Consider the following 9,313-nt stretch of genomic DNA (forward strand, 5'->3'; position numbering starts at 1 on the left):
GGCCGTCGGAAAAGGACCCGAACCACGGGCACCTCGTCGGCGGCCTACTTCACCCCTCCGAGGAAGGCCGGCTCTACCTGGCCACCGTCATCGACATCGCCTCCCGCCGCGTCGTCGGCTGGGCCACCGCCGACCACCTGCGGACCGAGCTGGTCGAGAGCTGGTACAACTTGCAGCGACTGCACAGCAGCCTCGGCTATCGCACACCCGCCGACTGTGAGGCCGCCCTCGCGGCTTGACCACCACACCGACGGTGTCCGTCAAAACGGAACAAGCTCAACGCGAACGCCAGCAACCAGCGCACCTTCTGCCACACCTACGGACGCGCCGAGGGCACTCACGAGATGATCCCCGGCTGGGCGTACTCGGTCATCGCCGCCCTGTCCAGCGGACCCACCTCCTGGACCGCTCCACTCGAGGCACGCCGCCTGCGCCCCGGCGACCAGATTCAGCAGTGCACCGCCCACCAGCTGCGTGAGGTCGTCACCAGGCTCGTGGCCCTGGGACGGTGGCGAGAGGGCGACGAGCCGATCCGGATCGTGGCCGACTGCGGATACGACGGCCCCTACCTCGCCCACCAGCTCGCCGACCTGCCGGTAGAGGTGTGCGTACGCATGCGTGGCGACCGCGTCCTCTACCGCGACCCGCCCGCGAACGGCGGCGTGGGCCCCAAAGGCGGCCGGCCCCGACGCCATGGCAGCAGATTCGAGTTCCACGCCCCGGACACATGGGGAGATCCCCTGCACGAGACCGAGCACGGTCTCGACAAGTACGGGCACATGCGCATCCGGTGCTTCAAGCGTCTGCACGTCAGAATCAGAGGGCGTTTGTGCAGGTCAAGGCCGGTACACACCTTGTGCGAGCGCCTCACATCATCGCGGATAGCCCGATATGCGAAGAACATCACCCGGCAGGGCGGAAGCCTCGCCACCCGTCTCATCCGCTTCTGGGTCCGGAAGCCCGTCTGACGTAGAGATATGACAGAACCTTCCGGCTGCCAACGGAGCGAGCGGTTCCGGCATGCTCATGCTCAGGCTGTGTCATGGGTGACCGAAAGCCGTGTCCCAGCGACCTGTCCGACGGCCGATGGGCTCTGATCGAACCGACGTTGACAGCATGGCGGAATGCCCGCCTCGAGGGTTGCCCCACCGGCCAGCCGGCGAAAGTCGACCTGCGCGACGTGATCAACGCGATCCTCTATCTCAACCGCACCGGAATTCCCTGGAAGCACCTCCCACGCGACTTCCCCGGCCACGGCACCGTCTACTTCTACTACGCCGCCTGGCGCGACGAAGGTATCTTCGCCCAGCTCAATTGCGACCTCACCGCCCTGGCCCGCATGAAGGAAGGCCGGAAACCCGAACCGACGGCCTCCGTCATCGACACCCAGAGCGTCAAGACCTCCACCAACGTGCCCGTGACCAGCCAGGGAAGCGATGCTGCGAAGAAGATCGTGGGCCGGAGGCGCGGCATCCTCACCGACACGATCGGCCTGATCCTCGCCGTGACCGTCACCGCCGCCAGCCTCTCCGAGAGTGTGCCTTGGGGATACGCCTCCTCGACCAGGCAAAGGAGACGTGTCCAACCATCGCCAAGAGCTGGGTGTACACCGGCTTCAAGAAGGCCGTCGTCGAACACGGAGCGAAACTCGGGATCGATGTCGAAGTCGTCGACAAAAACCCAGGAACTCGCGGCTTTCACGTCTTGAAAAGGTGTTGGGTGGTGGAGCGGAGTGTCGGCTGGATCATGATGCGCAGACGCCTTGCCCGCGACTACGAGACACTCGCCGCCAGCTCCGAAGCCATGATCCGTCTCGCTTCGATCGACAACCTCGCCAAGCGCATGACGGACGAGACTGTGCCAACCTGGCGAGGAACCTACCGGAATATAAGTAGCGCATCGGTCGCATCAAACGCCCTCTCAAGGCGTTCGACGACGGAAGCCTCACCGACGCCGAATCCCGGCGGGTCAAGGAGAAGATCCTTCACTGGCCCCCGGGCCGGAGACGGACTCGCGCAGGCGCATGCCTGTGTCCTGCATGCCGAAACCGGACTGATCGTGGTTGTTTGGGGACATGATCGGCAAAGTCCGCGCCCGTGTCCTGCCGGCCTCCCAGCGCCGCTCGCTGGACGAACTGACCCAGGATCTGGATCTGTCGTTTGGGGACACCACGTCCAAGCGTTCGGCCTTCTGGACCATGCTGACGCTGTCGTCGGTCATCGCGTCCGGCGGCGTACTCACGGACTCGACGGCCACCGTGATCGGCGCGATGATCATCGCGCCGCTTTCCACGCCCATCATGGGCATCGCCCTGGGATCGGTGAAGCGCCGCCGCACCGGATCGGCCAAGGTCGTCCTCCTCGCGTGCCTGCTGGTGACCGCAGTCGGGATGGCCATGTCGGTGGTCCTCCCCAGTGACTACGACCTGCTGTCCAACAGCCAGATCTCGTCGCGGACGTCGCCGGGCCTGATGGACCTGATCGCCGCCCTGGCGACCGGCTTCGCCGGCGCGGTGGCGCTGGCCCGCCGGGACGTCGCCGCCGTGCTGCCCGGAGTCGCGATCGCCATCTCTCTCGTCCCGCCCCTGGCGGTGGCCGGAGTATGTCTTGGACAGATGTCGGGATGGCTGGCACTGGGCGCGCTGGTGCTGTTCGTGTCGAACCTCTTCGCCCTGGTCTTCGGGGGCATGGTGGTCTTCGCCTCGCTCGGCTACGGCGTGGAGGCCGACAAGGCAGCCGGACGGCCCGCCCGAAGGGCATATGCCGCCATGATCCTGCTGTTCGCACTTGTGTTCATTCCGCTGACGGCCAACACCGTGATCACGCTCCTGCTCAACACGTGGACCGGCCGGACCAAGGACGCGGCTGAGCAGTGGCTCGCCGACGTGCCGGGCGCGTCCGTCACGAGCGTCGACGCGACTTCCCGGACGATGCACGTCCACGTCCGCAGCCCCGGAGACCTCCCGCCGGTGAAGTTTCTGCTCGACCGGCTCGAGGGACGTATCCCGGACGGCATCCCCGTCGTGGTGGACGCGTCGCGTGGTCAGCGCATCGACGCCGGAGTGGTCGGCGGCTGAGCGTCGCACCGGGCCATTCCAGCCGTGCCCGTCGTCCGTGACGGGAGCAGGGTACTTGTCGGCACACCCGCCGCCAGCTCCCCGGAACGGGGACTTTGCCGGCCTCGGACGCGCTGTCCAGAACGTCGTCGGCCGCCACCGCGTGTGGCCGCCAGGGTCGTCCGGTCCTGTTCGGTCACCTGAAAGGGTGGCAGCGACGCCATGCGACGGCGGCATGGGTCGCGTCCGTGCCGCTTCACTGAAACCGTGAACCCCATAGCCAAGGCGCCGAGACTCTGCCGACGGAACGCCCGGCGGCCGCCCTGTTCCTGCCCGAGATATGGAGTTCTTGCACGTCGTCGCAGAGCCGCTCTGGTCACCGCCCTTATGGCCTCCCTCGTGGTGGGGGCCTCGTAATCCAGAAACCACCGGTGGATCGTCGGCCCGACACGACACGCTGATGCAGCGCGGTGCCGTGCGCAGTGGCAGTCGGCCCATCGTCGCTGCCGAGGTGACGCTGCTTCAGGCCGGGGATTACCCCGGTGCCGGCGCTCGTTTGCCGGCCCGCACACGCAGTGACGCCCATGGCCGCTTCGGCCTCTCGTACCATGCCCGGACAACCCGGACGCCGTGCTGTACCTGACCGTGGACGCGAGACCGTCCAGCCACGGGCACCCTAGGGGGTGTTTCGAAAGTCCCGCACAGCACCCACGGCGCCCGGCGCGCTCCCCCAGGCTCTTCGAGCAGGGGGCACCCCCACTCGCCGCACCGGCCGAAACCCCGAGTACGTCCAGTACGAGGGCCTTCGTCCGGCACGCCGAGAGCACGCACCGGACACCGCGGGCACCGCACAGGACTTTCGAAACACCCCCTGGTAGGACTCCGTTAGGTCTTCCGGTTGAGCCTGTTCGGGAGCATGTTGGGTTGAGCGCATGCACTTGAAGTAAACCGTGTTCGGGTGAAGTTGGCGCTGTTCGTGGCGGATGTGTTCGCTTCGGTGCCGCGAAAGGACCAGCGGGCCGAGGGCGACTGCTGCCTGCGCGGGCTGATGCTGGACGGCCGCCGGAAGCCGATCCAGGCGATGGCCTCGCGATCACCGGACGGCAACGAGCGAAACCTGCAGCAGTTCGTGAACCAGTCCACCTGGGATCCGGGGCCGGTACAGCGCCGGGTCTGCGAACGGATGCTGCCGCTGATCGCTCCGGTGACCTGGGTGATCGACGACGTGTCGGTGCCCAAGGACGGCCGGATGTCGGCCGGGGTGGCTCCGCAGTACTGCGGAGCCCTGGGAAAACGGGCCAACTGCCAGGTCGCGGTCAGCGTCCATGCCGCGACCGACACCGCGTCGTGTCCGCTGCAATGGCGCCTGTTCCTGCCCCGGGAGTGGGCGGCGGACACCGACCGCCGGGCGCTCTCCCGCATCCCGGCGGATGTCACACACCGCGAGAAGTGGCGCCTCGCCCTGGACATGGAGTGATGGATCACGGTCGTGTGATACATCGCCATGAACTGTCCGATGCCGAGTGGGAGTTCGTTCGGCCGCTGCTGCCGGTGTCGCTGCGCGGCCGGAAGCGGCAGGGCGACCGCAAGGTGCTCAACGGGATCGTGTGGAAGTTCCGCACCGGGAGGGCCTGGCGGGACGCGCCGGAGTGGTACGGCCCGTGGGCCACGCTGCACACCCGCTTTCGCCGGTGGGCTCTGGAAGGCACCTTCGAGCGCATGCTCCGGGCCGCCCAGGCGCACGCCGACACGGCTGGGGACATCGACTGGCTGGTATCGGTCGACTCCACCGTCGTCCGCGCCCACCAGCACGCTGCCGGGGCCATCCGCACCTGGCTGCGACGGCACGGCATCGGCCACACCATCCCTGAGCGGGCCGGCCAGGTCCGCAACCGGCTCCGATGCGGCAGCCGAGGCGGGCGCCCGCCGGCCTTCGACAAGCAGCTCTGCAAGCTGAGCTTGTTCCGCTTTGACGGACACCGTCGGTGTGGTGGTCAAGCTGCACGGAGCCGTGGGAGCGGGTGTGCTCGGGCACAAGGGTCAGCTCGGCGATGTCGCCGATACGGCTGGCCAGCAGCTCGCCGGCGCTCCTGCCTCGTTGTCCTTGCCACGTGAGAGGCTGCCCGGCGGCACCAAGACATGGACGGAGAGCCGGCGGGATGGGTTTCGAGGGCGAAGTCTGGCGACTGATGCGGCAGGAGGAACTGCTCGGCGAGATCGTGATCGACGAGGCCGACTTTCCATGGCTGAACGGTCGCTTCGTTCCAACGCCGACGTTCGGAGAGGTGAAGCCGTGGTTCGACGAGTCGCTGGCTCTGATGGAGGCGGAGGAGTACGAGCGGTTCGACGACTCCTACGACCGGATCGCGGACACCTTGTCGCTGGTGGCCCCGTCAGGTCCGGTCGCGGAGTTTCTTCTGCACATCAGTGACGGTCGTGCTTGGTTCAGGTGGAGTGACGAACCATTCGATGCTGACTGAGCCCGCCATGCCTTGGGGAACTGCGTGACCACAGCTGCGGGTGCCGATAAGTCATCCGGCCTGCTCAGGAGGCATGTTGGCACTCGTGCAGGGCTCCGCCGAGCCGGTCTCGTCGGTGGACCTCAAGGTGTCCGGTCTGTTCTGGCATGTTGATCGGTGTGGGTAGTGGGCGTAGCGGCGAGGCCTGTCCCAGGGTTCGGTACGGCCGGTGGCAGTTGTAGCAGGTGCCGAACTCGCGGAGCGTGTGCAGAAGGTGGCTCTGGTTGCACATCAACGTGCGGTCCAGCAGCGAGGATTCCGACTCCGTGGACCATCGAATCGGCAGCCAGCCACGGCTGATCGCTGGGCAAGACACGTGGAGAGCCCGTTGCGGGGCCAACTCGCACGGCGGGTTCGGCGGGCGGGGACGGGAAGACCCACGTTCGCAAGGATGCACGGCGTCCCGTCCCCGACCCGACAGGCGCACAGCCGCCGTGTCAGTGAACATCCGGCCGAGTCACGGACGGTGAGGAGGGGCGGCCCTCGCGCCAGGGCCGTTCGGCCCCTGTGGAGCCGGGGTCCGGCAGCGCAGGTTGGGATGCATGAGGGTGGGTGAGCGGATCGCCGTGGTTGGCGTCGGGAACGACTTCCGGCGCGACGACGGTGTGGGCTGGAGTGTTGTCGCCCGGTTGCGGGAACGGGCTGAGACACGGCCGCTGCCGCCGGGAACGGTACTGGCCGCCTGTGACGGCGACCCGGGGCGGCTGATCGGCCTGTGGCAGGGTGCGGCGCTCGCCGTGGTCGTGGACGCCGCGCACGCGCATCCGGGGACTCCGGGGCGTGTGCACCGCCTTGAGATCGAGGCCGAGTGCCTTGCACAGCCGTCGGCCACCAGCTCGCACGGGCTGGGCCTCGGCGAGGCCGTGGAACTCGCCCGGCTCCTCGGACTGTTGCCCGAGCGTCTGGTCGTGTACGCCGTCGAGGGCGCCGAGACGGATTTCGGTGCCGGCCTTTCCCCCGCCGTCGAGGCGGTCGTCGAGCCGCTCGTCTCCGCCGTCGAGGACGAGATCACCCGCTTCCGGAACAGGGTGTCCGGGAGGCCGGCATGACCATGCGGACCTTCCACGTGGACGGCATCGTCCAGGGAGTCGGCTTCCGGCCGTTCGTCTACCGCACCGCGGCCAAGCTCGGTCTGGACGGCTGGGTGGCCAATGTCAACGGCCATGTGGAGGGTGAGGTCGCGGGACCGATCGGCACGATCGAGGAGTTCGCCGCCCGGCTGCGGGCCGAAGCACCGGCGCTCGCCCGGGTGCGCCGTGTCCGGCTGACCGAGAGCACACGGGATTCGCCGGCCCACGGCCGGGGCTTCCACGTACGGCACAGCCCGCCCGCGCAAGCCGGCACCGCCCCGCGCGAGGTCCCCCCCGACGCGGCGATCTGCGAATCCTGCCTGCGTGAGCTGTTCGACCCCGGGGACCGGCGCTACCGCTACCCGTTCATCAACTGCACGGACTGCGGGCCGCGCGCCACGATCATCGAGGACCTGCCTTACGACCGGGTCCGCACGACGATGCGGCGCTTCCCGCTGTGCGCGGAGTGCGCGGCCGAGTACGCCGACCCGGCCGACCGGCGTTTCCACGCCGAACCCGTCGCCTGCCCGGTCTGCGGACCGCAGTTGGCGTGGGAAGACCTGCGTGGCGAGGAGGCGCTGCGGGCGGCGGTCAAGACCGTGGAGACGGGCGGGATCGTCGCGTTGAAGGGCCTCGGCGGCTATCAGCTCATCTGCGATGCAGGCGACCCGCGGGCCGTGGCAGAGCTGCGCAGCCGCAAGCACCGCCCGGCGAAACCATTCGCCGTGATGGTCCCCGACCTGGGCACGGCATCCCGGCTGGCGCAGATCGGTGCCACCGAAATGCAGGCCCTGACCTCCCCGGAGCGGCCTGTGGTGCTGCTCGCCCGTTGGTGCCGCGGCATGTCCCGACTCGCGTACGAGGTGCACCCCGGGCTCACCCGCGTCGGCCTGTTCCTGCCCACCACAGGGCTGCACCATCTGCTCCTCGACGCGCTGGCCCGGCCGCTCGTGGTCACCAGCGGCAACCTGAGCGACGAGCCCATCGCCATTCACGACGTGGAGGCGCGCCGTGCCCTGGCCGGCGTCGCGGACGGCTTCCTCACCCACGACCGGCAGATCCTCTCCCGCTACGACGACTCGGTGGTCCAGTTCGCCGGGCGGACCCGGATCACGATCCGCCGGGCCCGCGGCCTGGCCCCCGCGCCGCTGCCGCTTGCCGTACGGGAGCCGGTCGCCGGGATCGGTGCCCATCTGAAGCACACGTTCACACTGGCAGCCGACGGCAGCGCCCACCTCGGGCCGCACACCGGCGACCTGGCCGACCTGGCCGCCTACGAGGCGTTCCAGGCGTCGTACGAGCACCTGAAGCACCTCACCGGCATCGAGCCGCGGATCCTCGCCCACGATCTGCACCCTGGCTACCTGTCCACGCAGTGGGCCGAGGCGCAGCCGCTGCGCCGCGTCGCGGTGCAGCACCACCACGCGCACGTGGTCGCCTGCGCGGCCGAGCACGGGGTGCGCGGAGCGTTCCTCGGCATCGCCTACGACGGGCTGGGGCTCGGCGACGACGGCACCCTGTGGGGCGGCGAGATCCTGGTCGCCACACTGAGCGGCTACCGCCGCGCCGGCAGGTTCGCGACCGCGCCCCTGCCTGGCGGCGAAGCGGCGGTACGCCATCCGTCCCGCACGGCTCTCGGGTATCTGCTCGGCGGCGAGCCGCTCGGGTCCCCACGCCCGTACCCGTGGCTCACCCGTGTCTTCACCGACCGGCTCGATGCGGCCGAGGTCGCCGCCGTGCGCGCCATGATCGCCCAGGACGTCAACTGCCCACGGGCGTCCAGCGCCGGACGGCTCTTCGACACGGTCGCCTCCCTGCTCGGGCTCGCCGACACAGCCGGCTACGAGGGTGAGGCGGCCGTCCTGCTCGAAGCGGCGGCGGGCGACGAGCACGCGGTGCCCCTCGCCCACCGTGTCGTGCGTGTGGACGGCCTGTGGGTGTACGACCCCGCGTCGACCCTGACCGACCTGCTGCAGCGACGGCTGGGCGGGGAGCCGGTGGCCCGGCTGGCCGCGGCCTTCCACCTGACGCTGGCGATCGTCACCGCGGACCTGGCCGCTCGGGCCGTGGCGGACGGCGCGCCGCGCACGGTGTGCCTGGGCGGCGGCTGCTTTGTCAATCGGCGGTTGACGACCGAGGTGAAGCGCCGACTGCACGCTCAGGGGCTGCGGGTGCTGGTCGGCGGCCAGGTCCCGGTCGGGGACGGCGGCATCAGCTACGGCCAGGCGGCGGTCGCGGCCGCACGCCTGGCCGGGGAGGAGTGAGTTCGCATGTGCCTGGGCATCCCGGGCCGGGTGGTGGAGATCCACGACGAAGCCGGACTGCGCATGGCCACCGTCGACTTCGGCGGAGTACGGCGCGAGGTCTGCCTGAGCTGCACACCGGAGGCGGACGTCGGGTCGTACGTCGTCGTGCACGTCGGCTTCGCGATCAGCCAGGTCGACGAGGAGGAGGCGCGCCGCACCCTGGAGGTGCTGCGGGCCATGGCGGGGGCGGTCGAGGGAGAGCTGGGCGAACCGCTGCCGTGACGCTCCGCTGAGAGGGCCGCCCCTCAAACGCCGTCCTTCATGGTGCAGGCCGTCTGCGGCTGGGCGCGACCACGCGGCGGAGCCGCATGGTGTCAGCCCCGCGCATCTGCGGGGCCGGCCCCTCCCCGGGTAAGCAGGCCG

General features: G+C 69.4%; 6 protein-coding genes and 4 pseudogenes. All 10 read left to right on the forward strand.

Features of this window, described 5'->3' with window-relative positions; all coding sequences use genetic code 11:
• Positions 1–239 (forward strand): annotated as a pseudogene (locus ACFSL4_RS04140) (hypothetical protein); the annotation flags it as partial.
• A gap of 63 nt (positions 240–302) precedes the next feature.
• A pseudogene (locus ACFSL4_RS04145) lies at positions 303–968 on the forward strand (transposase); the annotation flags it as partial.
• 74 nt (positions 969–1,042) lie between these two features.
• Positions 1,043–1,881 (forward strand): annotated as a pseudogene (locus tag ACFSL4_RS04150) (IS5 family transposase); the annotation flags it as partial.
• 193 nt (positions 1,882–2,074) lie between these two features.
• A complete protein-coding gene (locus ACFSL4_RS04155; protein ID WP_381078616.1) occupies positions 2,075–3,076 on the forward strand; it encodes a TIGR00341 family protein in 1,002 nt (333 codons plus the stop codon).
• Positions 3,077–4,013: 937 nt separating this feature from the next.
• Positions 4,014–4,526 (forward strand): annotated as a pseudogene (locus ACFSL4_RS04160) (IS701 family transposase); the annotation flags it as partial.
• Between the two features lie 5 nt (positions 4,527–4,531).
• Positions 4,532–5,170, forward strand: coding sequence for an IS5 family transposase (locus tag ACFSL4_RS04165; RefSeq protein WP_381078619.1), 639 nt, complete (start codon positions 4,532–4,534; stop codon positions 5,168–5,170).
• A gap of 44 nt (positions 5,171–5,214) precedes the next feature.
• Positions 5,215–5,535, forward strand: coding sequence for a hypothetical protein (locus ACFSL4_RS04170; protein ID WP_381078622.1), 321 nt, complete (start codon positions 5,215–5,217; stop codon positions 5,533–5,535).
• 581 nt (positions 5,536–6,116) lie between these two features.
• Positions 6,117–6,623: a hydrogenase maturation protease gene (locus ACFSL4_RS04175; protein ID WP_381078625.1), complete on the forward strand. Its 507-nt coding sequence runs from the start codon at positions 6,117–6,119 to the stop codon at positions 6,621–6,623.
• Entirely contained in the window at positions 6,620–8,908 is a 2,289-nt protein-coding gene (hypF, locus tag ACFSL4_RS04180; RefSeq protein WP_381078628.1) for a carbamoyltransferase HypF, read from the forward strand. Before ACFSL4_RS04175 ends, hypF begins: the two co-directional genes overlap by 4 nt.
• 6 nt (positions 8,909–8,914) lie before the next feature.
• A complete protein-coding gene (locus tag ACFSL4_RS04185) occupies positions 8,915–9,172 on the forward strand; it encodes a HypC/HybG/HupF family hydrogenase formation chaperone (protein WP_381078631.1) in 258 nt (85 codons plus the stop codon).
• Positions 9,173–9,313: the final 141 nt, after the last annotated feature.

Origin of the sequence: Streptomyces caeni (assembly GCF_042678285.1) — a bacterium.
GTDB classification, from domain to species: domain Bacteria; phylum Actinomycetota; class Actinomycetes; order Streptomycetales; family Streptomycetaceae; genus Streptomyces; species Streptomyces caeni.

Bases quoted from the DNA above. Each gene is read 5' to 3' on its own strand.
- ACFSL4_RS04155 (WP_381078616.1), top strand. From the start codon at position 2,075: ATGATCGGCAAAGTCCGCGCCCGTGTCCTGCCGGCCTCCCAGCGCCGC.
- ACFSL4_RS04165 (WP_381078619.1), top strand. From the start codon at position 4,532: ATGGATCACGGTCGTGTGATACATCGCCATGAACTGTCCGATGCCGAG.
- ACFSL4_RS04170 (WP_381078622.1), top strand. From the start codon at position 5,215: ATGGGTTTCGAGGGCGAAGTCTGGCGACTGATGCGGCAGGAGGAACTG.
- ACFSL4_RS04175 (WP_381078625.1), top strand. From the start codon at position 6,117: ATGAGGGTGGGTGAGCGGATCGCCGTGGTTGGCGTCGGGAACGACTTC.
- hypF (WP_381078628.1), top strand. From the start codon at position 6,620: ATGACCATGCGGACCTTCCACGTGGACGGCATCGTCCAGGGAGTCGGC.
- ACFSL4_RS04185 (WP_381078631.1), top strand. From the start codon at position 8,915: ATGTGCCTGGGCATCCCGGGCCGGGTGGTGGAGATCCACGACGAAGCC.